At 62.4% G+C, this 26,159-nt stretch carries 23 protein-coding genes and 1 tRNA gene; 17 read left to right on the top strand and 7 right to left on the bottom strand.

Translation table 11 applies throughout. The annotated features are described in order from the left end of the window. Window positions 1-2 precede the first annotated feature (2 nt). A complete protein-coding gene (gene uvrA / locus J2D75_RS09650) occupies window positions 3-3,035 on the bottom strand; it encodes an excinuclease ABC subunit UvrA (protein WP_207854615.1) in 3,033 nt (1,010 codons plus the stop codon). Window positions 3,036-3,225: 190 nt separating this feature from the next. Here uvrA and J2D75_RS09645 point away from each other — a divergent pair, with 190 nt between their 5' ends. The 4 genes from J2D75_RS09645 to J2D75_RS09630 all read left to right on the top strand — a co-directional run bounded on the left by J2D75_RS09645 (window position 3,226) and on the right by J2D75_RS09630 (window position 5,678). Continuing rightward, complete coding sequence (locus tag J2D75_RS09645) at window positions 3,226-4,161, top strand: tetratricopeptide repeat protein (protein ID WP_207854614.1); 936 nt, start codon at window positions 3,226-3,228, stop codon at window positions 4,159-4,161. Between the two features lie 3 nt (window positions 4,162-4,164). Beyond that, a complete protein-coding gene (locus tag J2D75_RS09640) occupies window positions 4,165-4,872 on the top strand; it encodes an LON peptidase substrate-binding domain-containing protein (protein ID WP_207854613.1) in 708 nt (235 codons plus the stop codon). A 63-nt stretch (window positions 4,873-4,935) separates the two neighbouring features. Continuing rightward, entirely contained in the window at window positions 4,936-5,133 is a 198-nt protein-coding gene (locus J2D75_RS09635; RefSeq protein WP_025861085.1) for a Trm112 family protein, read from the top strand. A gap of 44 nt (window positions 5,134-5,177) precedes the next feature. Then, window positions 5,178-5,678 carry a hypothetical protein gene (locus tag J2D75_RS09630; RefSeq protein ID WP_243428653.1) on the top strand — a complete coding sequence of 167 codons (501 nt, stop codon included), beginning with the start codon at window positions 5,178-5,180 and terminating at the stop codon, window positions 5,676-5,678. A gap of 16 nt (window positions 5,679-5,694) precedes the next feature. Here J2D75_RS09630 and J2D75_RS09625 read toward each other — a convergent pair whose 3' ends face one another. Beyond that, entirely contained in the window at window positions 5,695-6,924 is a 1,230-nt protein-coding gene (locus tag J2D75_RS09625; RefSeq protein WP_207854612.1) for a multidrug effflux MFS transporter, read from the bottom strand. Window positions 6,925-7,101: 177 nt separating this feature from the next. Continuing rightward, entirely contained in the window at window positions 7,102-7,650 is a 549-nt protein-coding gene (locus tag J2D75_RS09620) for a Spy/CpxP family protein refolding chaperone (protein ID WP_243428652.1), read from the bottom strand. Between the two features lie 168 nt (window positions 7,651-7,818). On the opposite strand from J2D75_RS09620, the gene J2D75_RS09615 reads away from it, so the two are divergent. From J2D75_RS09615 to J2D75_RS09570, 10 genes are all read left to right on the top strand, one after another. Next, a tRNA-Leu gene (locus J2D75_RS09615) sits at window positions 7,819-7,902 on the top strand. 34 nt (window positions 7,903-7,936) lie between these two features. After that, complete coding sequence (locus tag J2D75_RS09610; protein ID WP_207854611.1) at window positions 7,937-9,115, top strand: phosphoserine transaminase; 1,179 nt, start codon at window positions 7,937-7,939, stop codon at window positions 9,113-9,115. Between the two features lie 142 nt (window positions 9,116-9,257). Beyond that, complete coding sequence (locus J2D75_RS09605; RefSeq protein ID WP_207854610.1) at window positions 9,258-10,280, top strand: aspartate-semialdehyde dehydrogenase; 1,023 nt, start codon at window positions 9,258-9,260, stop codon at window positions 10,278-10,280. A 244-nt stretch (window positions 10,281-10,524) separates the two neighbouring features. Beyond that, entirely contained in the window at window positions 10,525-10,998 is a 474-nt protein-coding gene (gene sdhC / locus J2D75_RS09600; protein ID WP_207854642.1) for a succinate dehydrogenase, cytochrome b556 subunit, read from the top strand. Between the two features lies 1 nt (window position 10,999). Beyond that, window positions 11,000-11,413, top strand: a complete 414-nt coding sequence (sdhD, locus tag J2D75_RS09595) for a succinate dehydrogenase, hydrophobic membrane anchor protein (RefSeq protein WP_207854609.1) — start codon at window positions 11,000-11,002, stop codon at window positions 11,411-11,413. Between the two features lie 107 nt (window positions 11,414-11,520). Beyond that, entirely contained in the window at window positions 11,521-13,332 is a 1,812-nt protein-coding gene (sdhA, locus tag J2D75_RS09590) for a succinate dehydrogenase flavoprotein subunit (protein ID WP_207854608.1), read from the top strand. Between the two features lie 24 nt (window positions 13,333-13,356). Continuing rightward, window positions 13,357-14,139 carry a succinate dehydrogenase iron-sulfur subunit gene (locus tag J2D75_RS09585; RefSeq protein WP_207854607.1) on the top strand — a complete coding sequence of 261 codons (783 nt, stop codon included), beginning with the start codon at window positions 13,357-13,359 and terminating at the stop codon, window positions 14,137-14,139. A 309-nt stretch (window positions 14,140-14,448) separates the two neighbouring features. Beyond that, window positions 14,449-15,111: a protein-tyrosine phosphatase family protein gene (locus tag J2D75_RS09580; protein ID WP_207854606.1), complete on the top strand. Its 663-nt coding sequence runs from the start codon at window positions 14,449-14,451 to the stop codon at window positions 15,109-15,111. 54 nt (window positions 15,112-15,165) lie between these two features. Further along, on the top strand, window positions 15,166-16,125 hold the full coding sequence (locus J2D75_RS09575; protein ID WP_207854605.1) for a DMT family transporter: 960 nt from the start codon (window positions 15,166-15,168) through the stop codon (window positions 16,123-16,125). After that, window positions 16,122-17,012 carry an FkbM family methyltransferase gene (locus J2D75_RS09570; RefSeq protein WP_207854604.1) on the top strand — a complete coding sequence of 297 codons (891 nt, stop codon included), beginning with the start codon at window positions 16,122-16,124 and terminating at the stop codon, window positions 17,010-17,012. Before J2D75_RS09575 ends, J2D75_RS09570 begins: the two co-directional genes overlap by 4 nt. 68 nt (window positions 17,013-17,080) lie before the next feature. On the opposite strand, the gene J2D75_RS09565 is transcribed toward J2D75_RS09570, so the two are convergent. Genes J2D75_RS09565 through J2D75_RS09555 form a run of 3 tightly spaced genes read right to left on the bottom strand, consistent with a single transcriptional unit; the run spans window position 17,081 to window position 21,315 of the window. Then, on the bottom strand, window positions 17,081-18,307 hold the full coding sequence (locus J2D75_RS09565; RefSeq protein WP_207854603.1) for a phosphoglycerate kinase: 1,227 nt from the start codon (window positions 18,305-18,307) through the stop codon (window positions 17,081-17,083). Beyond that, window positions 18,307-19,329: a type I glyceraldehyde-3-phosphate dehydrogenase gene (gene gap / locus J2D75_RS09560; RefSeq protein ID WP_207854602.1), complete on the bottom strand. Its 1,023-nt coding sequence runs from the start codon at window positions 19,327-19,329 to the stop codon at window positions 18,307-18,309. Before gap ends, J2D75_RS09565 begins: the two co-directional genes overlap by 1 nt. Window positions 19,330-19,365: 36 nt before the next feature. After that, on the bottom strand, window positions 19,366-21,315 hold the full coding sequence (locus J2D75_RS09555) for a transketolase-like TK C-terminal-containing protein (protein WP_207854601.1): 1,950 nt from the start codon (window positions 21,313-21,315) through the stop codon (window positions 19,366-19,368). Window positions 21,316-21,550: 235 nt separating this feature from the next. On the opposite strand from J2D75_RS09555, the gene J2D75_RS09550 reads away from it, so the two are divergent. Together J2D75_RS09550 and hemA are read left to right on the top strand one after the other, a co-directional pair. Next, a complete protein-coding gene (locus J2D75_RS09550; protein WP_207854600.1) occupies window positions 21,551-22,075 on the top strand; it encodes a hypothetical protein in 525 nt (174 codons plus the stop codon). Between the two features lie 96 nt (window positions 22,076-22,171). Further along, window positions 22,172-23,437 carry a 5-aminolevulinate synthase gene (gene hemA, locus J2D75_RS09545; RefSeq protein WP_207854599.1) on the top strand — a complete coding sequence of 422 codons (1,266 nt, stop codon included), beginning with the start codon at window positions 22,172-22,174 and terminating at the stop codon, window positions 23,435-23,437. 151 nt (window positions 23,438-23,588) lie between these two features. Here the strand turns inward: hemA and J2D75_RS09540 are convergent, their stop codons facing one another. Further along, window positions 23,589-24,419, bottom strand: coding sequence for a DsbA family protein (locus J2D75_RS09540; RefSeq protein ID WP_207854598.1), 831 nt, complete (start codon window positions 24,417-24,419; stop codon window positions 23,589-23,591). Window positions 24,420-24,597: 178 nt separating this feature from the next. Here J2D75_RS09540 and J2D75_RS09535 point away from each other — a divergent pair, with 178 nt between their 5' ends. Next, window positions 24,598-26,091, top strand: a complete 1,494-nt coding sequence (locus J2D75_RS09535; RefSeq protein WP_207854597.1) for a gamma-glutamyltransferase — start codon at window positions 24,598-24,600, stop codon at window positions 26,089-26,091. Window positions 26,092-26,159 lie beyond the last annotated feature (68 nt).

Raw genomic sequence — 26,159 nt, 5'->3', positions numbered from 1 at the left:
GGTTAGCGGCTCTTTGTCTGCGAGGGTGTCTGGGCGGCGGGATCGAGCAGGGGGGCGAGAAAGCGGCCCGTATGGCTCTGCGCACAGGCGGCAATGGTTTCGGGTGTGCCTTCCACCAGAATGCGACCGCCGCCGCTGCCCCCCTCCGGCCCGACATCAATAATCCAGTCTGCGGTTTTGATGACTTCGAGATTATGTTCGATCACCACCACCGTATTACCCTGATCCACCAGCGCGTGCAGCACTTCCAGCAGTTTACGTACGTCCTCGGTGTGCAGGCCGGTTGTGGGTTCATCCAGAATATAGAGCGTACGCCCTGTGGCCCGGCGCGCCAGTTCCTTGGAAAGCTTGACGCGCTGCGCCTCCCCGCCCGACAGGGTGGTGGCCTGCTGGCCCAGTGTCAGATATCCAAGCCCCACTTTCTGCAAAATGGCCAGCCGGTCGCGGATGCGCGTCTGGGCGGAAAAGAAGGGGTAGGCCTCATCCACGCTCATGGCCAGCACATCGGCAATGCTCTTGCCCCGGAAACGGATTTCAAGTGTTTCGCGGTTGTAGCGTGCGCCCTTGCAGGTATCGCAGGTCACATACACATCGGGCAGGAAGTGCATTTCAATCTTGAGCAGCCCATCGCCCTGACAGGCCTCGCACCGTCCGCCCTTGACGTTGAAGGAGAAGCGCCCCGCCTTGTAGCCGCGCGCCTTGCTTTCAGGCAGTTCGGCAAACCAGTCGCGGATGGGGGTGAACAGGTCGGTATAGGTCGCGGGGTTGGAGCGCGGTGTACGCCCGATGGGGGACTGGTCGATGTCGATAATCTTGTCGAGCAGCTCCACCCCCCGGATACGCTGGTAAGGCTCGGGTGTTGTGGCCGTACCCATGAGCTGGCGCGACAGGGCGCGGTACAGCGTATCCAGCACCAGCGTGGATTTGCCCGAGCCTGAAACCCCGGTCACGCAGGTAAAGGTACCAAGGGGAAAGCTGGCTGTAACGTTACGCAGGTTGTGGCCGGTGGCCCCTTCAAGAATGATCTGGCGCTTTTTGTCCACCTTGCGCCGGGTGGCTGGCACTTCAATACGCCTGCGGCCCGAAAGGTAAGCCCCTGTCAGGCTTTCAGGCACACGGGCGACCTGTTCGGGCGTGCCTGCGGCAATAACCTGCCCGCCGTTTAACCCGGCTCCCGGCCCCATATCCACCAGCCAGTCAGCACTGCGGATGGCGTCCTCATCATGTTCAACCACGATCAGCGTGTTGCCCAGCGTCTTGAGCCGCTGCAACGTACCCAGCAGGCGCTCGTTATCGCGCTGGTGCAGCCCGATCGAGGGTTCATCCAGCACGTAGAGCACGCCTGTCAGCCCCGAGCCGATCTGGCTGGCCAGCCGGATACGCTGGCTTTCCCCACCAGAGAGTGTGGCCGACCCGCGCGAGAGGGTCAGGTAATCCAGCCCCACATCATCGAGAAATTTCAGCCGTTCGGTAATTTCGCGCAGGATGCGCTGGGCAATATCCGCACGCTGGGGGGTAAGGGTGGGCAGCACTGTGCCGAACCATTCCAGCGCCTCGCCAATCGGCAGGTCGGCCGCTTGCGCAATGGTGGCGTTGGCCACGCGCACCGACAGTGCTTCGGGCTTGAGCCGTGCGCCGTGGCAGGCATGGCAGGGTTTTTCGGACTGATAGCGCGAAAGCTCCTCGCGCACCCACATGCTGTCGGTGGCGCGGAGGCGTTTTTCAAGGCTTTTCAGCACGCCTTCAAACGGTTTGGTAACGGCGTACGCCTTGCGGCCCTCGCGGTAGGTGAACACCACACTGTCATCCACCCCTTCCAGAATACCGGTGCGTGCGGTTTCGGGTAGGTCTTGCCAGGGGGTGTCCATGTCAATGTCGAAATGGGCGGCAAGGCTTTCGAGTGTCTGTTCCAGCAGGGGGGATTTGGCATCTTTCCACGGCGCTATGGCCCCCTTGCGCAACGAAAGCCGTGTGTCGGGCACCACCAGCGCAGGGTTGAAAAAAGTTTCAGAACCCAGACCATCGCAGGCAGGGCAGGCTCCCTGCGGCGCGTTGAAGGAGAACAGGCGCGGCTCGATCTCCTCCAGCGTAAAACCGCTGACAGGGCAGGAAAAGCGCGAGGAAAACACGAGTTTTTCGGCCTCTTCCTCGTTGCCGTCACGGCGCACTTCCTCGGCATAGACAATGCCGTCGGACAGGCCCAGTGCGGTTTCAAGGCTGTCTGCCAGACGGGTCTGGATGCCTTCCTTCACCACCAGTCTGTCCACCACCACTTCTACCGTGTGGCGCAGCTTGCGGTTAAGGCTCGGGACTTCGGCAATATCGTACAGCGTGCCATCCACCCGCACGCGGGTAAAACCCTTGCGCTGGAGTTCGGCCAGTTCCTTGCGGTATTCACCCTTGCGGTCGCGGATAACGGGGGCCAGCAGCATCAGGCGCAGGCCATCGGGCAGGGCCAGAACCCGATCCACCATCTGGCTGATGGTCTGTGCTTCGATGGGCAGACCCGTGGCGGGGGAATACGGCACCCCGGCCCGCGCCCAGAGCAGGCGCATGTAGTCATAGATTTCGGTTACGGTGCCCACTGTGGAGCGCGGGTTTTTGGAGGTGGTTTTCTGCTCGATGGAAATGGCGGGAGAAAGCCCCTCGATGGACTCGACATCGGGCTTGCCCATCAGTTCCAGAAACTGGCGCGCATAGGCGGACAGGCTTTCCACGTAGCGGCGCTGCCCTTCGGCGTAGATGGTGTCAAACGCCAAAGAGGATTTGCCCGAGCCGGAAAGCCCGGTCATGACTGTCAGCCGGTCACGCGGGATGTCGATGTCAATATTCTTGAGGTTATGTACACGCGCACCGCGCACACGGATGGCCTGCGGCCCCCAGCTTTGCGGCGTTGCGTGTATGGCCCCCTTTTGCGGCAGGGCGGCCTGCTGCTGGGTTGCGGGCGGCTGGGCCGGGCTGTCCTGCCGCTCGGGCGTTGGGGTGTCTTGCTCCGGGGTAGTCCGGGTTTTGCGCCGCTTTGCTGACTGTGCCATTGAACGCCCTGCCGCTGTTCCTGTTTTGTCCTAGTATGGGGCCAGAATGGGGTTACGTGCAATCCTCCCCCGCCAGATCCCTTCGGACGTGATTTTCTGAGGTCTTGCCCTGTGGGGCAAGATTGCCCATCTAGGACAGCAAGAACAGACACGCCACGGCGCGCCGTGGCCAGAGCAGGGAACAGAACCGATGGAACAGCTCATCGGCCAGCCGGATACGGCAGGCGCACAGGCGGATCTGATTAAGGACGGCACGCAAGACACCTTTATGGAGGACGTGATCGAGGCCAGCCGCGCCGTTCCGGTTCTGGTGGATTTCTGGGCGGACTGGTGCGGGCCGTGTAAGCAGCTTGCCCCCGTGCTGGAAAAGGTCGTACGCGCGGCCAAGGGTAAGGTGCGGCTGGTTAAGGTCGATATCGAGGCCAACCGTGCGCTGGCGGCCCAGCTTGCACAGGTGGGGCTGCCGCTCCAGTCCATTCCGCTGGTGGCGGCGTTCTGGAAAGGCCAGATCCTTGATGTGTTTCAGGGGGCGCAACCTGAAAGCGGCGTGAAGAAATTTGTTGAAACCGTGCTCAAGGCCAGTGGCGGCGGCACGCTACCCGCCACCGAACGCCTGCACGAAGCCGATACCGCGCTGGAAACCGGCCGCCCGGATGTTGCGGCCGAGCTGTATTCCTCTGTTATTGGTGAGGAAGAGGAAAACCCCCGGGCTTGGGGCGGTCTGGTGCGCGCCATGCTGGCACTGGATGATGAAGAATCCGCCGCCGCTGCTCTGGCGGACGTGCCGGAAAAAATCACCAATGCTCCCGAAGTGGCAGGTGCGCGCGCAGCGCTCGAACTCAAGCGCGAAGGCCGTCAGGCGGCTGAAGCCATGGAGGGCATTCAGGCCCGCCTTGCTGCCAATCCCGAGGATTTCGAAGCCCGCTGCGAACTGGCCACAGCGCTGAATGCGGCAGGCCGGAGGGCGGATGCCGCAGCCGAGCTGCTGCATGTCATCCGGGCTGACCGGGGCTGGAAAGACGGTGCCGCCCGTCAGCAGCTCCTGCGGTTTTTCGAGGCATGGGGGCATGATGACCCCGATACCCTCGCGGCCCGCCGCCGCCTGTCATCGCTGCTGTTCTCGTAACACATGGGTACGCGCGTCTCTCCTTTCGCGGAAGATGACATCCCCCGTCGCATTCCGCGCGTACAGGACATGACGCTGGCGGACATGCCGCCGGAAGTGGGGCTGTTTCCGCTTTCGGGGGTGCTGCTGTTCCCGCGTGGGCGGCTACCGCTCAATGTGTTCGAGCCGCGCTACGTGGCGCTGGTGGAGGACGCGCTGGCCACCAACCGTCTGCTGGGGCTGATCCAGCCCCGCTGGCGCGAGGAGGATGACGAGGACAATGCCGCCCCGCCTCTGTATGGCGTGGGCACACTGGGGCGGATTGCCTCCTTTACCGAGCGGGCCGATGGCACATACGCCATTACCCTGTCCGGGGTGACGCGCTTTAGGCTCCTGCGCGAGACCACGCCGCGCCGTGGCTACCGTGTGGGGCGGATTGATGCCTCCACCTTCGCGGGTGATCTGAACGAAATCCCGTCCGAGCCATTTGACCGCGCCCATCTGCTTGAGTCCATGCGCCGGTATTTCCACAGCAAAGGGCTGGATGCCCGCTGGTCGCTCATCGAACAGATGGATGACAGCATGCTGCTGGTTACCCTGCCCATGATCTGTCCTTTCCCTCCGGCGGAAAAACAGGCATTGCTTGATGCGGCAAGCCTGACCGAGCGCGTGCGGGTGCTGCAGACACTGCTGGACATGGCCGGGCCGGAACACGAAGGCCCGCCGTCCTGAAGGTGGCGGCACGCCACGGGCAACAGGCCTGTGCTGGCAAGAAATATGTGGGGAAAGCTGTCCATGTCCGATACCGCAACCGCAACCGCGCCGATTGATGCGCGCCTGCTGTCCGTGCTGGTGTGCCCTGTCACCAAGGGGCCGCTGACCTATAACGCCGCCACGGGCGAGCTGATCAGCGAAAAGGCCGGGCTGGCCTTCCCTATCCGTGATGGCATTCCCGTGATGCTGCCTGATGAGGCCCGCCGGATCGAAGGCTGAGCTTCCGGTTTTCTGGTTTTCTTCTTTCGGCGCGGGCGACACGCATGGTTCTGGACAGACAGTGCCGCAGAGTGGGCGGTGGCAGGCTTGTGCGTACGGCCGTGGGTGGCTTTCTGGTTCTCGGGCCTTTGCTCACCGGCTGCCATGAGCCGATTGAAGGCGATAACATAGACCTGCCTTACGAGCGGCCGGGCCGCTTCCTGCCCGAAGCCGCCGAGGCCGAGGCCCGCGCCGCCCAGCGCGATGTGGAACGGCAGGAAAAGCTCGAACAGGAGCGTGACCGTCAGGCTGCGGCCGCAGGTCATCCACGGGTCAAACCCCCGCCACCAAAACCCGAGGAACGGTACGAGGTTGTCTCGCCGGAGTCCGGTGGTACTGCTGGGCCGATGCGCCTGCAGGATGGCCATACCATTACTCCGCAGACACAGGCGGTCTACGGCAAGCCACCAGCTATGCTGAATACGACCGATTCCGGCCTGTCTTCGGGCAGGAAGGCAGGGCGCAGGTCATCTTCCTCCCCCTTGGGTGCGGATTCAGAAAACTAAAGGCGTGCGGCGGGGGTCAGGCTTCCTGTTCGTTCGCATCCGTTGCCTGACGGCGCAGCAGGTTACTGCCCGCCATGCAAACCGCGCCGGTTGCCATACCGATGGCAGTTGGCAGCGCACCATGTTGGGGCATGAGTCCCACCAGCACACTACTGCCCGCCCCCAGTGTGAATTGCAGCGTACCCAGCATGGCCGAAGCACTCCCCGCATGCTGCCCGTGGCGTGAAAAGGACAACACCGTGCCATTGGGGCCGATAAAGCCCAATGCCGCAGTGATGCTGGTAATCAGCATGCAGGTCAGTATGGGGTGGTTTGGCCCGGCAATGCCCATGACCGACAGCACCACAAACACCCCGCCCAGCACACAGGCCCACAGAATGGCGGCTTCTAAAATGGCAGGCAGGGAAAAATGGTGAACCAGCCTGCCGTTGATCTGGGTACCCAGAATGAAGAACGAGGCGTTAATGCCGAAAAACAGCCCGAAGCCGGAGGGAGAAAAGCCCAGAACCTGCTCGAACAGAACCGGCGCCCCCCCCAGATAGGCAAACATGACAAAGCTGGAAAAACTGGTGATCAGCGCATTGGACAAAAAGACCGGCTCGGCCAGAATGCCCCGGTAGCGGCTGAGCACATCCGATGCTGTCAGCCGGATACGGCGCTCAGGGGCTAATGTGTCAGGCAGCATGAGCTGGGTTGCGATAATGCCAAGTGCGGCATAAACCGCCGCCACCCAGAAGATATTCCGCCACGAGCCAAACCTCAGCACCAGACTGCCAAGGGTTGGGGCGAGTATGGGCATGACCCCAAAGACAAGGGTGAGCTGCGCCATAATATGTGCGCCCTTGTGGCCTGTGGCCACGTCCCGCACCGAGGCGCGTGGAATCACGGCGCTGGCCGAGCCGCCTAGTGCGCTCAGGAAGCGCAAAAAACAGAACATCCTGTAATCATGCGCCACAGCGCATCCCGCACTGGCTATGCCAAAAATGGCCAGCCCTACAATCAGCGGCCCTTTGCGCCCGAAGCGGTCTGACAGCGGGCCTTGAGAAAACTGGCCCAACGCCAGCCCCAGAAACCACGCCGCCAGTGTCATCTGCGCCGAGCCGGGTCCGTGGCCCAGTTCAACATCAAGCTGCGGAAAGGCGGGCAGATACATGTCTGTCGCCAGTGGGCCAATGGCCGTAACCAGACCGAGCAGAACGATCAGCGGGAAAGTAAGGGTAACAGGGGGAGAAACGTTTGCGCGCATCAATAACAACAATGTCTGGGGCGGAAAGCGGCACATCTTTCTCTGTGGTGTGTGCTTTGTCCACTGTTCTATGTGGGAGGCGGCTGCGACAAAACTGTTCGGCATGGGGGCAGCCAATAGAAAAGGGCGACCATGGAACATGGTCGCCCTGCCGTTAAAGTCGCGGCATAATGGGGGTTATTCGGGTTTGGGCGCATCCTTGCCGGGCGGCGGCGGAGGGGGCGGGGGCGGCATATCCGGGCGGGCCGCCAGTTCCTTGAGCTGTTCGGGGGTCAGCAGATCGTGAATCTGCACATCAATCTGAAGGTGCTTGAGCACGCGCTGGTTTTCCAGCGAGGCAAGCTGCTGTTCGAGTTCCTGCAGATGGGCTTTGTCCACCGGGCCGGGCGTGGTCAGCAGGGTGCGGATCTGCTTGTGCAGGCCGTGCATCTGCTCCATGGCGGCTTTGGGGTCGGCCGGGCGGTTGGCTTCCATAATGGCATGGAGCTTCTTTTTCTGGTCAGCACTCAGCGTAATGCCATCAAGGTGCATGAACGGGCTGCCGGGGCCACAGTGCATGGGGCCGTGGGGGCCGTCATGGGGGCCGTGCATGCCGGGCGTTCCTGGGGCGTTACCCTGTGTGGTGGCCGCTGGCGCGCTGTCCTGAGCGTGGGCCAGCGCGGGAACCCCGGCCGCGACCAGCCCCGTCATCAGGGGAAGCGCCAGAAACATTTTTGACATGGTCATGAATATCGCCTTCGCGTCATATCTGTCGTTCGCGGGGGGCCCAGACCCCTCGTGCGGTTGCCACCATTGCGTGTTGTTATGTCGGAAAAAAGGCGAATACCCGGCCCCTGCCCGGAGCGCTCTTTTCCGCAGGCGGTTTTACTGGTAGGACAGAAACCGCTTAACCCTGCGAGAGTGACGGAACGGTAGACGTAGTCGACTCAAAATCGACCGCCGAAAGGCATAGGGGTTCGAATCCCCTCTCTCGTACCAGATTTTCTTTCCCGTTTGAAATTCGGCCAGGCTTATGAACGCGCTTTCTCCCTCCGTGCTGTCCCGTCCATCTGTCCGGCCGCTCAATCCGTGTTTTTCGTCCGGGCCATGCGCCAAGCGCCCCGGCTGGAGTGTGGCGGCGCTCTCCGGCGCGCTGGTGGGGCGTTCGCACCGCTCGCCCGAAGGCCGCGCCCGACTGAACGATGTTATCGTGCGCTCGCGCCGGGTGCTGGGCGTGCCGCAGGACTGGCGTGTGGGTATTGTGCCCGCGTCCGATACGGGCGCGATGGAAATGGCGCTGTGGTCGCTGCTGGGCGAACGCCCGGTTGATGTGCTGGCGTTTGAAAGTTTTTCGGCTCTGTGGGCGCAGGACATTACGGCGCAGCTCGCGCTGGAAAATACGCGCGTGCTGTCAGCCGAGTATGGCAATCTGCCCGATCTGGCTCAGGTGGACTGGACGCATGATGTCGTGCTGGCATGGAACGGCACCACATCGGGTGTGCGCCTGCCGAATGGCGAGGCCATTCCCGCCCGGCATGACGGACTTGTGATCTGCGATGCCACGTCCGCTGCCTTTGCCATGGACCTGCCGTGGGACCGGCTGGATGTTGTCACATGGTCATGGCAGAAAGCGCTGGGTGGCGAGGCCGCACACGGCATGATTGCACTTTCCCCGCGTGCTGTGGCCCGGCTGGAAAGCTACAAAGCGCCGCGCGCACTGCCCAAGATTTTCCGCATGACCTCAAAAGGCGCGCTGATCGAAGGCATTTTCCGGGGGGATACCATTAACACCCCTTCCATGCTGTGCGTGGAAGATGCGCTGGATGGGCTGATCTGGGCGGAGTCTATCGGTGGGCTTGAAGCCCTGAAAGCCCGCAGCGCTGCCAGTCTGGCTGTGGTGACGGAATGGGTGGAAAAAACCGACTGGGTGGAGTTTCTCGCCACCGACCCGGCCCAGCGTTCCTCTACCGCCATCTGCCTGCGGATTGTCGCCCCGTGGTTTCTGGGGCTTGATGCGGCGGCTCAGGGCAAGGCGCTCAAGGCCATGCTGGCCCTGCTGGAAACCGAAGGCGTTGGCTTTGACCTTGCCAGCTACCGCGATGCGCCTACGGGCCTGCGGATCTGGGGTGGGGCTACGGTAGAAGCAGCGGATGTCAGCGCCCTGCTGCCGTGGCTGGACTGGGCCTTTGCGCAGGTTGCGCCGCAGGGCTGAAGCCCTGCCCCTCCTGCCCGGCTGGCCTGTCCTTTTAACGGCTTGCGTCCCCCCAATTCCATTCCTGCTGCGAATGGTCTAGAATCTCGCCCGCAAGAGGCTGGCGCAGGGGTCGGTCGTTACAGACGTTAAAAGGTGAATCATGGGTTATCGGGTCGCTGTTGTAGGCGCAACGGGTGCCGTGGGGCGGGAAATTCTCAAGACGCTGGCAGAGCGCGAATTTCCGGTCGATGATATTGTAGCACTGGCCTCGCCGCGTTCTGCCGGGCGCGAGGTTTCGTTCGGTAACCGCACGCTTAAGGTGCAGAACCTCGAAACCTTTGACTTTACCGGATGGGATATCGGGCTGTTCTCGCCCGGTGGTTCGGTTTCTGCCAAATACGCGCCTATTGCCGCCAAGGCTGGCTGCGTGGTGATCGACAACACATCGCATTTCCGTATGGAGCCTGATGTGCCGCTGGTGGTGCCGGAAGTGAACCCCAACGCGCTCAAGTCCCTCAAGCGCAACATCATTGCCAATCCCAACTGCTCTACCATCCAGATGGTGGTGGCACTCAAGCCGCTGCATGATCTGTTCACGCTCAAGCGCGTTGTGGTGTCCACCTATCAGGCGGTGTCCGGCGCGGGCAAGGATGGCATGGACGAGCTGTTTGCCCAGACACGTGGCACGTTCGTGAACGATCCGCCCAAGGTGGAACAGTTCCAAAAGCAGATCGCGTTCAACTGCATTCCCCAGATCGACCGTTTTATGGATGACGGCGCGACCAAGGAAGAATGGAAGATGCGAGTCGAGACCAAGAAAATTCTCGACCCCGATGTGGAGGTGATCGCCACCTGCGTGCGCGTGCCGGTGTTTATCGGCCATTCCGAGTCCATTGTAGCCGAGTTTGCCGAGCCGGTAGACCTCGCCCGCGCTTACGAAGCCCTGCGTGAATCTGAAGGCATTGTGGTGCTCGACCAGCGTGAAGATGGTGGGTACGTCACCCCCATCGAATGCGTAGGCGAGGATGCAAGCTATGTCTCACGCCTGCGTATTGACCCCACCGTGCCCAACGGTCTGGCGTTCTGGTGTGTGTCTGACAACCTGCGCAAGGGTGCGGCCCTGAACGCGGTGCAGATTGCCGAAACCATGATCGCACTTGATCTGCTGCCCGTGCATGCCTGAGGCAGTCGTGTTGCGGAGTCCGCGTGGCCTTTTGCCGCGCGGGCGGGCAGCACGCAGGCCGTAACAGGGGCATAACCGGCTCGAAAGGCGGTGCGGATCACACGGCTGAGTGAGAATCCCGCGCCTCTCGGTCTCGTGTTGAGCGGTTGAATTGACCGCTCCAAGGTGCGGGGCGTAGGACAAAACGATGCAAGCCCGCTGGGCTCCGATCCAGCGGCGGGATAGAGACGGGGTACAGGCACCAATGCAGGATATCCGCAAGGCCCTCTATGTAGGAAGCCGAAGCGACGGCACGCTGATTGAGCGACCCATGTCGCCGCATCTGCAAGTCTATCGTTACCGGCTTTCCATGGTTCTTTCCATATCGAACCGGATTACCGGCGTGATCGCCACGGGCGGGGCCGCTCTTGGTGTGTTCTGGCTCGGGGCCGCGGCCAAAGGGCCGAAGGCGTTCGAGACGGCGCGCAAGGTTACGGGCAACCCGCTGGGACAGCTTGTGCTGCTCGGCTGGCTGGGTTCGGTCGTTTACCATACGGTTGGCGGGATCCGCCATCTGATCTGGGATGCGGGCCACCGCTACGACAAGGAAGAACTGAACAAGGACGGCCCTGTTGCCGTCAAGGTGACGGCAGGCGTGAGCGCAGTGCTCGGTATCGCTCTGCTGTGTGTCGCTGGCCGCCGCAGGCACGCCCGCGCCAAAGCCGCGAAGGTGTCCTGACATGAACACATCCACTCCTCATATTGAGGTCATGCGCTCGCAGCTTGGCCGCGCACGTGGCCTTGGGGCCGGTCAGTCCGGCACGGCGCACTGGTGGGCGGAACGCGCTTCCGCTGCATCGCTCCTGCCACTTTCAACGTGGTTTGTGGTGCAGATGTTCCGCCTTGGCGGGGCCGATCACGCCGAAGTGGCCCGCTGGGGCGCCAAGCCCTGCAACGCCACCATGCTGGCGGCGGTGATTATCACCACCTTCTATCATGCGCAGGTGGGCCTGCAGGTGATCGTGGATGACTACGTGCATGGCAAGGCACATCTGCCTGCCCGCCTCGCGGTCAAGATCGTCACATCCCTGCTGGGGCTGCTGGGCGTGTTCGCGGTCATCAAGCTGGTGGCTGGCGGCAGTTCCAGCAAATAGCTGGCCCCGCACTGCACTGAAATTCTGCGCCGCCCGGCTGTCAAGGCTTGGTGCGGCATGAACCTGAACGGACTGACAGGCCTAACGCACATGGGAGCGCCGTCACGATGAATGCCAATTCCTCTCCTTCAAGGGGAGCTTACCGGATTGTTGATCACGCTTATGATGTCGTGGTCGTTGGGGCGGGTGGTTCCGGCCTGCGTGCGACACTGGGCATGGGGGCCGCTGGCCTGAAAACCGCCTGTGTTACCAAGGTTTTTCCCACACGCAGCCATACCGTGGCCGCACAGGGGGGCATTGGTGCCTCTCTGGGCAATATGGCCGAGGATAACTGGCGCTGGCACATGTACGATACCGTAAAAGGGTCGGACTGGCTGGGCGATCAGGACGCCATCGAGTTCATGTGCCGCGAGGCCGTGCCTGCCGTGCAGGAACTTGAACATTTCGGTGTGCCGTTCTCCCGCACGGAAGATGGCCGCATCTACCAGCGTCCGTTCGGTGGGCATATGAGCGAATACGGTAAGGCTCCGGTGCCGCGCGCCTGCGCCGCCGCCGACCGTACGGGCCATGCCATCCTGCATACGCTCTATCAGCAGTGCCTAAAGCATAACGTGGAGTTCTTTGTCGAATATTTCGGCATTGACCTGATCATGGATGACGAAGGGGCGTGTCGCGGTGTCATGGCCTGGTGTCAGGATGACGGCACCATTCACCGCTTCAATGCGAAAATGGTTGTGCTGGCCACGGGTGGTTACGGCCGCGCCTATCAGTCCTGCACCTCCGCGCATACCTGCACGGGCGACGGGAACGGCATGGTCATGCGTGCTGGCCTGCCTACGCAGGACATGGAGTTCGTGCAGTTCCACCCCACGGGCATTTACCCGGCGGGCTGCCTGCTGACCGAAGGCTGCCGTGGTGAGGGTGGTTATCTGACCAACTCCGAGGGTGAGCGTTTCATGGAACGCTACGCCCCTACCGCCAAGGATCTGGCCTCGCGCGATGTCGTGTCCCGCGCGATGACGATTGAAATCAAGGAAGGCCGTGGCTGTGGTCCTAAAAAGGATCATATCATGATGCATCTGGAGCACCTTGGCTCCGACCTGCTGCATGAACGCCTGCCGGGTATTCTGGAAACGTCGCGCATTTTCGCCGGTGTGGACGTTACCAAGGAACCCGTTCCGGTTCTGCCGACCGTGCATTACAATATGGGCGGTATCCCCACCAATATTCATGGCGAGGTCATTCGCCCCACAGCCGAAAACCCCGATGCCGTGGTGCCGGGCCTGATGGCCGTGGGCGAGGCCGCCTGTGTGTCCGTGCATGGCGCGAACCGCCTTGGCACCAACTCGCTACTGGATCTGATCGTGTTCGGTCGTGCGGCGGCCCGCCGTGCTGCCGAAGTGGTCAAGCCGACCGACTTTACGCGCCCGCTGCCCGCAGGGGCTGGAGAGTTCGCGCTCGATCGTCTGGACAAGCTGCGTTACGCCAAGGGCGGCACGCGCGTTTCGGCCATGCGTGAGCGCCTCCAGCGCGACATGCAGACACATGCCGCCGTGTTCCGCACGCAGGAAAGCCTTCAGGAAGGCGTGGACAAGATTCACGAAATCTGGGGCGGAATTGGCGATATTTCGGTTTCCGACTCTTCTCTGATCTGGAACTCGGATCTGATGGAAGCGCTGGAATTCGAAAACCTGCTGGCCAATGCCACCGCCACGCTGGAAAGCGGTCTGGCGCGGCACGAAAGCCGTGGTGCGCATGCCCGTGACGATTTCCCTGATCGTGACGACAAGGAATGGCTCAAGCATTCCGTGTCCTGGCTGGACGAAAAAGGCGGCGTGAAACTCTCATACCGTCCGGTACACCTGAAGACCCTGACCGATGAGGTCGAGGTTTTCCCGCCCAAAAAGCGCGTTTACTGATCCGCAGGGCAAAGGGAGGCGAACATGGTCGAACTCAGACTGCCGCGCAACAGCACCGTGGGGACAGGCAAGACCTTTCCCGCTCCGGCGGGCGCGAAAAACGTCAAGTCATTCAAGATTTACCGCTGGTCGCCGGATGACGGCAAAAACCCGGTCATTGATACCTATGAACTTGATCTGGATACGTTCGGGCCGATGGTGCTTGACGCCATCATCCATATCAAGAACGAGGTGGACCCCACACTCACCTTCCGGCGCTCCTGCCGAGAGGGGATCTGCGGCTCGTGCGCCATGAATATTGATGGCGAAAACACGCTGGCCTGCCTCAAGCCGATCAAGGACATCAAGGGCGATGTGCGGATTTATCCGCTGCCGCACATGCCTATCGTCAAGGATCTGGTGTCCAATCTGGATGGCGCTTATGCGCAGCTCCGCTCCATCCAGCCCTGGATGCAGGCTGACAGCGCCCCGCCGCCCGATGGTGAGCGCCGCCAGAGCATTGAAGAACGCAGCAAGCTCGATGGTATGTGGGAGTGCATCCTGTGCTTCTGCTGCACCACGTCCTGTCCGTCCTACTGGTGGAATGGTGATAAGTATCTCGGCCCGGCCGTGCTGCTGGCTGCCTATCGCTGGATTGCCGACAGCCGCGACGAAAACACGGGCCACCGGCTGGATGCGCTGGACGATACTTTCAAGCTCTATGCCTGCCGCACCATCATGAACTGCACCCAGACCTGCCCCAAGGGTCTGAACCCGGCCAAGGCTATCGGGCGGATCAAGGAACTGCAGCTCGAACGCAAGCTGTAAGCCAGAGACCCGCCACCTGCCCTGCGTAGGTGATGAGACAAAAAACCCCGGCGCGAAGTCTTTTCGCGCCGGGGTTTTTTATGCTGGACGCCAGAACAGAGAGTTGGCTCTTGTTGTGGCTATGGAAACAGGCCGCCTAACTCTATGTTTTTCGTGACAGGTTCGCATAGATGCAGGATAGCGGGCCAGAAACCCCGCCGATAGTTTTTGGCGTGGCGGGCGGGAATGATTGACGCGGAGAGCCGGAAATGAAACACCTTGGGGCTGCGAATGCAGGCCGCAGGGCCGTAAGCGGGGGCAGGGTTTTTCGTGTTTGATGGTAACCTTTCGTCATGGCGTGGTCGGGCGCGGGCATGGAGCGACAGTCTTTTTGTCGATCATGCCGTGTTTCGTCTGGCATGGACCAATTTTCATGAAGTGGTGCCGGGCAAGGTTTATCGCTGTAACCACCCTACGCCTGCGCGCCTGCGTCGGGCGGCCCGGCTATTGGGCCTGCGTACGCTGGTAAACCTGCGGGGGCATCGTCGTTGCGGATCGGATGCGCTGTCGCGTGAGGCCGCGCACAGGCTGGGGCTGGCCCATGTGGATATGGCGTTTGAAAGCCGTGGCGCACCGCACCGTGACCGTATTTTGCGCTTTGCGGGACTGTACCAGTCTTTAACCTTTCCCATGCTCATGCACTGCAAATCCGGTGCTGACAGGGCGGGGCTGGCTTCTGGTCTGGTTGTGCTGTTTGAGGGCGGTACGGCGCAGCAAGCATTGGCGCAGCTTTCATGGCGGTATGGGCATTTCAGGCGTTCGCGTACCGGCATACTGGATGCGTTTTTTCTGCGTTACCAGGCCGAAGCGGAAGGCCGCCTGCCGTTTCTGACATGGGTGGAAACGGAATATGACGAAGCCCGTTTGAAGCAGGACTTTACGGCCAGTGCCCTGTCTTCGTTCCTGAATGATCAGGTTCTGGGGCGCGAATAGGGGCTTTTTTTACGATATTCGGTGGGGGCCAGCAGGGCCGAAAAGGGTGTGGGTATGGCGCATGATCATCGCACTGGTGCTGTCCGTTCAGGCAGCCATGACCCCCTGCCGCTCTTTGCCCTGTGTGTAACCCTGCTTTCGTGGTCGTGCGGTTATCCGGTTATTCGGATGGCGCTGGAGTATTTTTCTCCAGCCGGGCTGTCGGCATTGCGTTACGCTCTGGCGGCAACGCTGATCATGACATGGGCGGCCTATACGCGCCCTGCCTTACCCCGTCTGGTTGATCTGCCGCGTTTTGCATTGTGTGGCGGCGTGGGCATTGCGCTTTATACAATCCTGTTCAACATGGGAGAGCAGAGCGTTACGGCCGGGGCGGCCAGTCTGCTCATCAATATTTCTCCGTTGCTGACCGCCATGATGGCGGTGGTTTTCATACGCGAAAAACTGCCGCTTGCGGGCTGGGTTGGCTCGGGTATCAGTTTTCTGGGGGTTGCTATTATCGGGGGCGGGCAACCGGGTGGCTTTTCCTTTGGTTCGGGGGCTTCCTGTATTCTGGCTGCGGCTTTGTGTACGGCTTTGTATTACGTACTGCAAAAACCCCTTATCAGCCGTTATGGCCCGCTGCCCACAACGGCATGGATTTTACTGTGCGGGGCGGTGGCGCTGCTTCCGTGGTTGCCGGGTGCGATTACGCAGGCACAGGGGCATGGAATGGCTCCGTGGATTCTGATGCTGGTGCTGGCGATTTTCCCCTCCGTTGTTGGCTATGCTGCCTGGGCGCATGTCGTGGGGCGTATGGGGGTCGCGCGTTCGGCAGGCTTTTTGTATCTCGATGCGCCTACGGTGCTGGTCATGGCGTATTTCATGCTGGGGGAAGTGCCAAGCCTGCGTACGCTGTTTGGTGGGGCTGTTGTTATGGGGGGGGTGCTGGTGGCGCAGTTGTTTAGCCGTATGCCTGCGCGGCGGAAAAAGCACTCTATGCAGAGGGATGTCGCGGTTATGAAAGACCAGTGAGCGCTGTGGTTCAGCCTGTGTCGGTTGAGCGGCCCAGCGTTGCGGAGCGGCTCCTGCGTGGGGTGTTGCACTGGCGGTTTTTGCCATTTGCGCTGCGCAGAAAGCTGCTGGGCTGGCTGGTGCCACGGGGCTTGAAGGGGGAGCGCCGCGTAAATCTGTTCGGATTGGACTATTGCTGCGCTCCGTCCAATCTTATTGATACATTTGTTTATTATACCGGCATGTATGAGCAGAGCACGCTATCCTGCATGCAGTATTGTGTGAAAATTATTCCCGGTCTTTCGGAGCAGGCTTTTCTGGATATTGGAGCCAATAGCGGGCTGTTTTCCATTCTGGGTAGCAGGCTGTTTTCATCCGTTCTGGCGTTTGAACCATTTCCGGCTGTTTTTTCAAGATTAAAAAGCAATGTAGAAAGAAACGGTTTTTCCAATATCAGGCTTTTCCCCTTTGGTCTGGGGGATAAGGCGGGGGCGCTTTTATTTGTCCCGCCTGAAAAAGACAATATGGGAACAGGATATTTTATAACAGCTTCCAAAGCCGGTTCTGGGGTGCCGCTGCCTGTGCGTGTGGGTGATACGGTTCTTGCGGATATACCGGTCGCCATTGGGCTGGTGAAGATTGATGTGGAGGGGTTTGAGCCGCATGTGCTGCGCGGCCTGCGCAGGACGCTGGAGCGTGATCAGCCGGTTATTATTATGGAGCTGAACCGGGATACGAAAAAAAGCTTTGTGAATGAGGAAACATTCATGAACACCCTGCCGCGTGGCTATCGTGTTCTGGCTATTCGTACCAAGGTGGAGGATTTTGTGCCCGTTGCGTTTGACTGGGCTGGCAAGCAGGAGAACATCCTGGCGGTGCCACCGCATCTGGCGGGTATCTTTTTTTAAGGGTAGCGGGCCACCGCCCCTTTGTCCGGTTATGGCCAGACAAAGGGGGAGGCTGTGCCTGCCGGGGTTCAGACCGGCAGCGTTTTTTCCAGTGTGGTGCTGATAGCCGTAAGGCCCGGCAGGATCTTGCCTTCCAGCCACTCAAGGAACGCGCCCCCGGCGGTCGAGACATAGGTCATGTCGTCCAGCACACCTGCATGGCGCAGGGCGGCCACGGTATCCCCACCACCTGCCACGGTCTTGAGCGTGCCGGCTTTTGTCAGCCGTGCGGCTTCCTGTGCGACAGCGTTTGTGCCCTCGTCGAAGGGAGGCAGTTCAAACACGCCCAGCGGGCCATTCCAGACCAGCGTTTTCAGCCCTGCCAGTTTGGCGTTGAGCATCTGCACGCTCTGAGGGCCGACATCGAGCGCCATCCAGCCATCGGGAATTTCCGATACCGGCACGACCCGCGTGGGGGCGCCAGCCATGAATTCCTCGGTTACGACCACATCCACCGGCAGAACCAGATCGCAGCCGCGCGTTTTGGCTTCGGCCATGATCTTGCGCGCGGTGTCGAGCATTTCCTCTTCCTTGAGGGATTTGCCGACATTCACGCCCTGAGCCGCAAGGAACGTATTGGCCATAGCCCCGCCAATGGCGAGCATGTTCACCTTGGCCAGCATGTTTTCAAGCAGTTCCAGCTTGGTGGAAATCTTGGCCCCACCCACGATGGCGCCCACGGGGCGTTCGGGGTTTTCAAGGGCGGCATACAGGGCGGCCAGTTCGGCTTCCATCAGGCGGCCACCAAAGGCGGGCAGGTGTTCTGCCACGCCAGCGGTGGAGGCATGGGCGCGGTGTGCCGCGGAAAAGGCGTCGTTCACGTACACATCGCCCAGACGGGCAATGGCCGTGGCCAGATCGGGGTCGTTCTTTTCCTCGCCGGGCTGGAAGCGGGTATTTTCCAGCAGCAGCACCTCGCCATCGCGCAGGGTGCGCACGGCGGCTTCGGCTTCATCGCCAATGCAGTCATGCGCGAAGCTGACAGGCCGACCCAGTGCGGTGGCCAGTGCCGTAGCAATGGGCTTGAGCGACATGTCGGGCACGACCTTGCCCTTGGGGCGGTCGAAATGGCTGAGCAGGATAACCCGCCCACCTTTGTCCGCCAGTTCGCGGATTGTGGGGACAATCCGTTCGATCCGGGTCTGATCGCCAACCTGACCGTCCTTCATCGGTACGTTCAGGTCCACGCGCACGAGAATGCGCTTGCCCTTGGGGTCAAGCGTATCCAGCGTTGCGAAGGGAAGGGCTTCGGCCATTAGAGCGAACCGAACAGGGCTGCCGTGTCGGACATGCGGTTGGAGAAGCCCCATTCATTGTCGTACCAGGAGCATACGCGCACCAGCTTGCCGCCATCGACCAGAGCGGTCTGGGTGGCATCGAAGGTGGAGGATGCAATGGCGTGGTTGAAGTCGGAGCTGACCAGCGGCGCATCACAGTAAGCCAGAGCGTTCTTCATGCTGCCGGAATCCACCACGGCCTTGATGGCGGCATTTACGGCTTCGACACTGGCGGGTGCGGTCTTGGGCACGAAGTCCAGCGACACCACGGACACATTGGCCGTAGGCACGCGAATGGCGGTGCCATCCAGCTTGCCCTTGAGCTGCGGCAGAACCAGACCCACGGCGCGGGCTGCCCCGGTGGAGGTGGGGATCATGTTCAGGCCAGCAGCGCGGGCGCGGCGGAGGTCTTTGTGCAGGGTGTCCACCGTGCGCTGATCGCCGGTGTAGGAATGGATCGTGACCATGTAGCCGCGTTCGATCCCGAAGGCGTCTTCCAGCACCTTGGCTACCGGAGCCAGACAGTTGGTGGTGCACGAAGCGTTGGAGATAACCTCCATGTCGGCGGTCAGAACGGACTCGTTCACGCCGTAAACGATGGTGGCATCCACATCGGTTGCGGGGGCGGATACGATTACCTTGCGCGCGCCAGCGGCCAGAAGCTGAGCGGCTTTTTCACGCGTGGTGAACAGGCCCGTGCATTCCATCGCCACGTCAATGCCCGCGAAAGGCACCTTGGAGGGGTCGCGCTCGGCGGAAACGGTGATGGGGTCCCATGTGCGGCCATTGGCGGAAATGACCAGTTTGCCGTCTACAACTTTTACATCGGCGGCCAGACGGCCGTGCACGCTGTCATAGCTGAGCAGGTGGGCGTTGTCTTCAACACTGCCGAGATCGTTGATGGCGACCGGCACGACATCGGTGCGGCCACTTTCAATAATGCCGCGCAGGACAAGACGGCCGATCCGGCCAAAGCCATTAATTGCGATTTTGACTGCCATGGGGTGGTTCTCCGTAGTTTTTTTTATGATCTTCTTCTAGGACAGATCCGCCTCTTGGGCTGACCCTTGCTCCGTGGCGACTACGCCAAGGCGTTCCATAACCCTGCCGCAGACTGCTTTGGCTGTTATACCGAAGCGTTCATACACCGCGTTGGCCGGGGCGGATATGCCAAAATCATCCATTCCGATGAAAATTCCATCAGCCCCAAGCCACCGTTCCCAGCCAAAACTGCTGGCGGCTTCTATGCCAACCCGCAGGGGCGATGGCGTGTCGTTCTGGGTGCTCCCCAGCACGGTGGCGCGGTAGGCTTCGGTCTGGCGGGCAAAGACTTCCCAACAGCAGATGGATACCACCGCAGCCCGTATGCCCTGCACGGCCAGAAGCCGGGCGGCCGCCGTGGCAACGGCTACTTCCGGCCCGGAGGCAATCAGGGTCACCAGCCTATTGCGCGTGCCGGACAGCACATAGCCGCCATGGGTGGCGGAACCAAAGCCCGAGGCTCCTGTGCCGGAGGGGGGGCTGTTGCCGTCCGGGGCGGTGGGGTCGGGCATATCATGCGGGCAGAGCACCAGCAGGGCCGGGCCTTCGGGCCAGAGAAGTGCTGCCTGCCAGCAGGCAAAGGTTTCCTGCGCACTGGCGGGGCGGAACACGGCAAGGTGCGGCATGGCGCGCAGGCTGGCCAGTTGTTCCACGGGTTGCCAGCCCCCTCCGCCATCGCTCAGGGCCAGCCCGTCATTGGTGAGCAGATATAGTACCTTACGGCGCATGAGGGCGGTCATGCGCAGGGCTGGGCGCATGCGGTCGATGGTAATCATGCCCGCAACCCCGCAGGCCAGTACGCCGCCATGCAGGGCCATGCCCCCCAGCATGCCCGCCATGCCGTGTTCTTGCAGGCCGCAGGGCCAGTGCGGGTCGGGAATATCGTGGGCCGAGCCGGATGTGCTGGAGGCCGCCGCCAGCACGGCCAGTTCGGGCCGTAATATCTGGAGCGTGCGAAGCCCTGCCAGTGCGACATGCTGCGAGGAATTGCCCCGCAGGTCATGCCGCCACAGGCGTGGCCAGTCCTCGGAGAGCAGCGGGGGGGCAAGGCCCGCCTGCTCGCGCTCGAACTGGGTGCGCGCCCTGTGGCGGGTCAGCCGCCGCAGCCATGAGCGCCGGGCCGATGCGCCGCGCCGCGCGGTGGGGCTCCATGGGCCGGTCTGTTCTTCCTCGGCGGGCATGGGGGGGTGCGGGTTCGGGCCATCGGGCAGGCAGGCCAGCAGGGTGGGCTTGCGCGCCCGCAAGGTAGCGTTCAGGGCTGCGGTGATGGCGGGCAGGCTGTGGGCGTTGACCCTGCGCACGCTCCAGCCCGATGCACCAAACCGCGCCAGCGAGTCTGAAAAATCGGTCGGGTCGGTGCGGGGGGCCGGGCAGACCAGCACCGCCAGCCGGTTCAGGCCAAATCGCCCGGCAAGCTGGGCGGCTTCAAGGGCTATGCCGGTCAGCAGGTCGCTGTCACGCGCCAGAACCCATGTCCGGTGGTTGACGAGCGAGCGGCCATGCCGAGCCGCCAGAATTTCTTCGGCCAGCGCCATACCCACGGCCGAGGCAATGCCTTGCCCGGCGGGGCCGGGGGCTATTTCCACCGCCGGGTGCAGGCCAAAGTCCAGCGGTAGGGTGGTGTCTGGTTCGGGGGTGCTCAGGAGCAGCATGGCCCGCAGCAGCGGCAGCATGGCTTGGGAGGGCACGATAAAACGGTCGCGGTCGGGCCAGTCGGGTGTGGCGGGGTCATACCGCAGGACGCGGCACCATAAGGCGGTTACGACAAGGCAGAGCTGATGCAGTTCGGTGGCGTTGTGGCTCTGGGCGGCGTCTTGTGCCGCTGGGTCGTCCAGTAGGGCGCGGGCGGCCGTGGCCAGCCGGATGACCAGCGCATCCTGAGCCGAAAGGGCAGCCTGCGGGCCGTCTTGCACGGCGGAGGGGGCAAGGATGGTGTGTGTGGCCATCGGGTTCCAGACGAGGGCGAGCGCATGGCGCGCCTGCGGGCGCTCCAGCTTTGGCGGCTATTTTAAGCGGGGCGTGCAGCGTTTGGCCAGAGCGTAAAAGACGCTGGGGGCTTGCGCGGGCTGCTGGCAGGCGCGAAAGAAAGGAGGAAGAGAAGCGAGTCGTCGTGCCGTACAGGCCCGGCAGGGCGGGCCGGAGCGGGGCCTGCGCGTAACCAGCAGGGAGCATTCTTCGACCATGCAGCCGGTTTCCATTCAGGATTTTTTTCGGACGGGTCGTCAGTGGGCATTAACCGCCCTGCCCCTGTCCTTTGTGCTGCTGAGCCTGACAGGCTGTAAGCTGGTTGACCAGAAAACCTTCAATCCGCATGCCGGTGTACCGCCCCGGCCTTATGTGCCGCCTGCGCGCCCCGGCCGCCCGCCCGCTCCGCCGCTGATAGAGTTGGTGGCAGGCACCCCCGAGGCAGACTGGAAAGCGCAGGTGCAGGACATTGCGCGCCGCGCACTGGCCCGTAAGCCTGAGGCGCTGTTTGTTGTGCGCTGTCTCGTGCCCCCCGGCCCGGCCGTACCGCCCCCGACATATAAAGAGGGGAGCAACGCGGAAAGGTTCGTCTCCACTGCCCTGATTGCCCTGGCATCGGGGGATGGACGGGCCGTTATGCAGGCGCTGATGGATGCAGGCGTGCCGCAGGCACAGGTCGAGATGACGGCCATGCCGGATTCGACCGTGACGAAGCCTACCGTGCGGGTGTATGTGCGATAAACCGACACGGAGCGGTCGGCGCCAGCACGGGCAAATGGCAAGGGGGCGAGCACCCGGCCCCAGCCATTTCTGACAGGGAGCGAGGAGAGACCTAGCGTGGGAGCGATCAAGAACGCCCGGCACCCCTTTTATAACCATTGCGACGAGGCGCTTGACCGGATCCGGCACGCAGGCCGGTACCGGACGTTTACGCCGCTTTCGCGTCAGGCGGAGCATTTCCCCGTCTATGAGGAAGAGCGTCAGGATGTTTCCGGCGCGCGCGATGTGGTTGTGTGGTCAACCAACGACTATCTGGGCATGGGTGTGGTGCCCGAAGTGCAGGAAGCCGCCATCGAGGCCGTGCGCGCGCATGGCGCGGGGGCTGGCGGCACGCGCAATATCGCGGGTACCAGCCCGCTGCATAACCAGCTTGAGGCCGAACTGGCAGCCCTGCACGGCAAGGAAGCCGGGCTTCTGTTTATTTCGGGCTATGTGTCCAATCAGGCCAGTCTTCAGACAATCCTGACCTCGATGCCCGGCTGGATCTGCTTTTCCGACCAGCTCAACCATGCCTCCATGATTGCGGGCATCAAGGGCGCGCGCGGGTCTCAGACCGTTATTTTCGCGCATAACGATCTGGCGGATCTGGAGGCCAAGCTGGCCGCCGCTCCGGCGGATGCGCCCAAGCTGATTGCGTTCGAGAGCGTGTATTCGATGGATGGCGATATTTCGGATATTGCCGGAATCTGTGCGCTGGCTCGCCGCTACGGGGCGCTGACCTATCTGGACGAAGTGCATGCCGTAGGGCTGTACGGCGCGGAAGGCGGCGGTGTTTCCCAGCGCGATGGCGTGGCCGATCAGGTGGATATTATCGAAGGCACGCTGGCCAAAGGCTTTGGCGTGCATGGCGGTTACATTACCGCTTCTGCCACGATTGTGGATTTCCTGCGCTCTACGGCGTCGGGCTTTATTTTCACAACCGCCCTGCCGCCCTGCGTGGTGGGAGCCGCACTGGCCAGTGTACGCAAGGTGCGTGCGGAAAGCTGGCGGCGCGAAACCCTGTTCGAGCGGGTGGACATGTTCCGCCACAAGCTGCGTGCAGCCGGGGTGCCGTTTACCATGACCCCGAGCCATATCGTGCCTATTCCTGTAGGCGATGCGGAGCGCTGCAAGCGTATCAGCCGCCGCCTGCTTAACGAGTTCGGGCATTATGCAACGCCCATCAATTATCCGACCGTGCCAGAGGGAACCGAGCGCCTGCGCCTGACCCCCGGCCCGTTCCATACGGATGAGATGATGGACGACATGGTGCGCGCTCTCGGTCTTCTGCTGCGCGAGGAAGGGGTTATCCCTGCCCGCGAGACCGCCGGACAGGCCGCCTGAACACATCAGCACCGCTCTTTGCCGCTGCCTTGCGGGGCATGAGCAAAGAGCAGCGTGGCTGATGGTTTCCACCGCCCCGATACACCACGCAAGCGGGTGTATCGGGGCGGTGTCGTTTGGGGGCGTTTTTCCTCGCCCCCCCGGAGTTGTTTTACGGGTGCGTGGCCATTTTCAGGCGCGACAGGGCGGCCTGAAGTTCTTCCAGAGAGACCGCACCGGGAATGATTTCGTGCGTGCCGATAATAAAGGTGGGTGTGCCGTCCAGCCCGATCGAGCGGGCCAGCGCCACATTGCGTGCAAGGGCGGTGGCGGTTTCGCTGCTGGTCATATCATGTTCCAGCTTTGCGGTATCCAGCCCGGTGCTGGCCGCAACCCGGCGGATACGTTCCATGCCCGGTGCGCCGGTATCGGTCATGAGCGCTTTCTGGAAAGCCAGATAGGCATTCTGCCGCCCCGCCGCCATGATGGCCTGCGCGTCCAGCGTGCTGTTGGGGCCAAGAATGGGAATAACTTTTTCCACCAGCCTCAGTTCGGGTTCCGAGGCGCTCAGGGTGGTCAGATCTTCGAGCACCTTGCGGCAGTAGGGGCAGCGCGGGTCGTAGAATTCTACCACTTCAAGCGTGCCATGCGGGTTGCCGATCACGACATCCGTGCTGCTTTTGCCGAATAGGCTCGGGTTGTGGCGCACGACATCCAGGGCCGAGGCTGATTTCTGTTCCGCTGCATGGGCCTGTAGCGAGGCCACGGCATCGGACAGAATGCTTGGGTCGGATTTCAGCGCCTCGCGTACGATGGAAATGATTTCCGCCCGCTGGGTCGGGGTAAAGCTGCCTGCCGCGGGAGTGCTGGATGCCGTAGCGGCCAGCGCCCCGGAGGGCAGGGCCGCAGGGGCGGCGGACAGGGCCGCCAGCACGGCCAGACCCGCGCGAAAAGGGGCCGGGCCAGTAAGGGCCGGGCGGAAAAACGAGGCGAGTGCGCGCATGGGGTTGGGTACTCCGTAAAACAGGATCGTATGGCACGAGCGAGGGCTCTCGCAAGGGGGGCAGTTGCTTGCGCGTGCGCATGTCTGTTGCTGCCTGCAAGAAAGCAGGTTAATCGAACAGAAGATGGAAAAGAGACGTCCGCCCGCCGGGTGGGCCTATCAACGGAGATATCAAGGCGTGGCTGCCCGATTCAAGACTAACCGTTTCGTCCAGATCCGTTCCCGCCTGCCGGGCCGTCTGCGCGGGGCGGCGCTGGCGCTGGCCATGACAGGCTCCCTGACGGCCTGCAGCGCTGACCCTTATCAGACACAGGCGAAAGTGACGGGCTTTAGCGGCTCTGTCGCGGCGGATGATCCGCGCGCGGTGCTGGTGGCGCGCGATGTGCTGGCGCAGGGTGGCAACGCGGCAGATGCGGCGGCGGCACTGGGTATGGCGCTGGCGGTCACGCTGCCTTCGCGCGCCGCACTGGGTGGCGGTGGCGCCTGTCTGGCGTGGAAACCGGGCGAGGCACAGGGGCAGGCTTTTGTGTTCCTGCCCAAAGCCGGTGCCGTGACAGCTGCGGCGGCTCCCCTGCCCGCCTCTGTAAAAGGCCGCCGGGCAATGGCTGGTGGCGCAACGGGCCTGACGGATCGTCCTGCTTCCGTGCCGATGCTCGCACGCGGGCTGTTCCTGATGCAGATGCGCTATGGCAGCGTGGATTTTTCTGACCTGATCGCCCCTGCCCGGGATATGGCGGCGCGGGGTGTGGCGGTTAGCGGTGTGCTGGCGGCTGATCTCAAGGTGGTGCGCTCCGCCCTGCTGGCCGATGAAAAGGCCCGCGCCATTTTCGGTAATGACTCCGGCGATGTGCTGGGCATGAACGACATTCTGGTGCAGACCCGCCTCGCGGGTGCGCTGGAACGCCTGCGCAATGCCGGTGTGGGCGACCTGTATAACGGCGCTCTGGGCCAGACCTTTCTTGAAGGCGCACAGGAAGCCGGAGCCGGGCTGACAGCGGCTGATCTGCGTGCGGGCCTTGCCAGCGCACTCAAGCCGCTGACCTTCCGGGCCGATGGCGTGGATATTATTACCCTGCCGCCGCCTGCCGATGGCGGGCTGGGCCTTGCTGCCGCCTATCTGGCGGGTGGGCAGGGTACGCGGGCGGATCAGGTCGTAGCGGGCTGGCGTGCTCGCGCGGGTGGTGCCGGCTCTGCCGTCAGCATTGCGGATGCTCAGGCGCTGCTCAATGCCGGTGCGCTGCCTTCGGGCGGCTCGCTGCCGCCGCTGCCAGCCTCTACCAGCTTTGTCGTGACAGACCGTCAGGGGCTGTCCGTAGGCTGCGCCCTGACCATGGATAACCTGTTCGGCACCGGTCGTGTGGCGGGGTCAACGGGTATTGTGCTGGGGGCTTCCCCCGCACGCAGGCCGCTACCGCTGCTGCCGGTGGGCATTGCCCATGCGGGTGGGCAGTTCCGCGCTATTGCCGCGGCTTCTGGGCAGAATGTCGCGGCGGATACGGCGGCCATTGCCCTGCGCTCTGCTGTGGCGGGCGTTGTGCCGCAGGTGGTGGATGGCGTGGGCCGTGCCAATTTTGTGTCCTGCCCGGCGGGTCTGCCGGGTGCGGGGGCGTGCTTTGGCTGGACAGACCCGCGTGGCTCGGGTCTTGCCGTGCCGTCACGCTCTGCTCACTGACATGACGGTTTGACAATGCGCCAGCCCCGGTTTGCAAGCTCTGTGCTTACGGATCGGGCGGCGCGGGC

The organism is Acetobacter suratthaniensis, from assembly GCF_017377745.1.
Taxonomy (GTDB): Bacteria; Pseudomonadota; Alphaproteobacteria; order Acetobacterales; family Acetobacteraceae; genus Acetobacter; species Acetobacter suratthaniensis.
The sequence above is the reverse complement of the archived record's forward strand: the minus strand, read 5'-3'. Positions and strand labels throughout refer to the sequence as shown.

Coding starts and splice junctions, on each gene's coding strand:
- uvrA (WP_207854615.1), bottom strand. CDS start 3,035: ATGGCACAGTCAGCAAAGCGGCGCAAAACCCGGACTACCCCGGAGCAA.
- J2D75_RS09645 (WP_207854614.1), top strand. CDS start 3,226: ATGGAACAGCTCATCGGCCAGCCGGATACGGCAGGCGCACAGGCGGAT.
- J2D75_RS09640 (WP_207854613.1), top strand. CDS start 4,165: ATGGGTACGCGCGTCTCTCCTTTCGCGGAAGATGACATCCCCCGTCGC.
- J2D75_RS09635 (WP_025861085.1), top strand. CDS start 4,936: ATGTCCGATACCGCAACCGCAACCGCGCCGATTGATGCGCGCCTGCTG.
- J2D75_RS09630 (WP_243428653.1), top strand. CDS start 5,178: ATGGTTCTGGACAGACAGTGCCGCAGAGTGGGCGGTGGCAGGCTTGTG.
- J2D75_RS09625 (WP_207854612.1), bottom strand. CDS start 6,924: ATGCGCGCAAACGTTTCTCCCCCTGTTACCCTTACTTTCCCGCTGATC.
- J2D75_RS09620 (WP_243428652.1), bottom strand. CDS start 7,650: ATGACCATGTCAAAAATGTTTCTGGCGCTTCCCCTGATGACGGGGCTG.
- J2D75_RS09610 (WP_207854611.1), top strand. CDS start 7,937: ATGAACGCGCTTTCTCCCTCCGTGCTGTCCCGTCCATCTGTCCGGCCG.
- J2D75_RS09605 (WP_207854610.1), top strand. CDS start 9,258: ATGGGTTATCGGGTCGCTGTTGTAGGCGCAACGGGTGCCGTGGGGCGG.
- sdhC (WP_207854642.1), top strand. CDS start 10,525: ATGCAGGATATCCGCAAGGCCCTCTATGTAGGAAGCCGAAGCGACGGC.
- sdhD (WP_207854609.1), top strand. CDS start 11,000: ATGAACACATCCACTCCTCATATTGAGGTCATGCGCTCGCAGCTTGGC.
- sdhA (WP_207854608.1), top strand. CDS start 11,521: ATGAATGCCAATTCCTCTCCTTCAAGGGGAGCTTACCGGATTGTTGAT.
- J2D75_RS09585 (WP_207854607.1), top strand. CDS start 13,357: ATGGTCGAACTCAGACTGCCGCGCAACAGCACCGTGGGGACAGGCAAG.
- J2D75_RS09575 (WP_207854605.1), top strand. CDS start 15,166: ATGGCGCATGATCATCGCACTGGTGCTGTCCGTTCAGGCAGCCATGAC.
- J2D75_RS09565 (WP_207854603.1), bottom strand. CDS start 18,307: ATGGCCGAAGCCCTTCCCTTCGCAACGCTGGATACGCTTGACCCCAAG.
- gap (WP_207854602.1), bottom strand. CDS start 19,329: ATGGCAGTCAAAATCGCAATTAATGGCTTTGGCCGGATCGGCCGTCTT.
- J2D75_RS09555 (WP_207854601.1), bottom strand. CDS start 21,315: ATGGCCACACACACCATCCTTGCCCCCTCCGCCGTGCAAGACGGCCCG.
- J2D75_RS09550 (WP_207854600.1), top strand. CDS start 21,551: ATGCAGCCGGTTTCCATTCAGGATTTTTTTCGGACGGGTCGTCAGTGG.
- J2D75_RS09540 (WP_207854598.1), bottom strand. CDS start 24,419: ATGCGCGCACTCGCCTCGTTTTTCCGCCCGGCCCTTACTGGCCCGGCC.